General features: G+C 65.6%; 1 protein-coding gene. It reads left to right on the top strand.

All coding sequences use genetic code 11. The features are described from left to right. Positions 1 to 807 (top strand): ATP-dependent helicase (locus EN991_RS38285; RefSeq protein ID WP_164769763.1); only part of this gene is annotated, 807 nt, incomplete at both ends.

Genomic DNA, 807 nt, shown 5'->3' with positions numbered 1-807 from the left:
CTGCGCATCCCTATGCTGGAGGCCGCCGCCAAGCTCGCCGAAAGCGACGAGTTGAAGCCGAAGCCGCGCGCCGCCTTGCGCGAAGTGGCGGCCAATTTCGAGCGCTGGCAGAAGGCGCTGGAAACCACGCCGCACACCGAACTCGCCGAGACCATTCTCGAAGAGAGCGGCTACACGGACATGTGGAAGAACGACCGCTCGGTGGAAGCCCCCGGCCGGCTGGAGAACCTGAAAGAGCTGATCCGCTCGATGGAGGAGTACGAATCGCTGCGCTCCTTCCTCGAGCACGTCGCGCTGGTCATGGACGCCGAACAGAATGCCGGGCTCGACGCCGTCTCGATCATGACGCTGCATTCGGCCAAGGGCCTCGAATTCGAGACCGTGTTCCTGCCCGGCTGGGAGGAAGGCCTCTTCCCGCATCAGCGCGCGCTCGACGAAGGCGGCCGCTCCGGGCTGGAGGAAGAGCGCCGCCTCGCCTATGTCGGCCTGACGCGGGCCAAGAAGAACCTGCATATCTGGTTTGTCTCCAACCGCCAGATCCATGGCCTATGGCAGTCGACGATCCCGTCGCGTTTCCTCGAGGAATTGCCGAACGCCCATGTCGAGGTCGCTGAAAGCGGCAACTCCTACGGCGGCTACGGCAATTCCTATGGCGGCGGTTCCTTTGCCTCCGGCCGCGGCGGCCAGGGCGCAGGACGGCAGAACCCCTATGGCGCCTCGCGCTTCGACAATGTCGGCGCCGACAGCGAAAAATCCGGCGCCTTCTCCAACACCTATGCGACGCCGGGCTGGCAGCGCGCGCAGGCC

The organism is Mesorhizobium sp. M7A.F.Ca.US.005.03.2.1 (genome assembly GCF_003997795.1).
GTDB classification, from domain to species: Bacteria; Pseudomonadota; Alphaproteobacteria; order Rhizobiales; family Rhizobiaceae; genus Mesorhizobium; species Mesorhizobium ciceri.
This window is presented reverse-complemented; position numbering and strand designations above follow the sequence as displayed.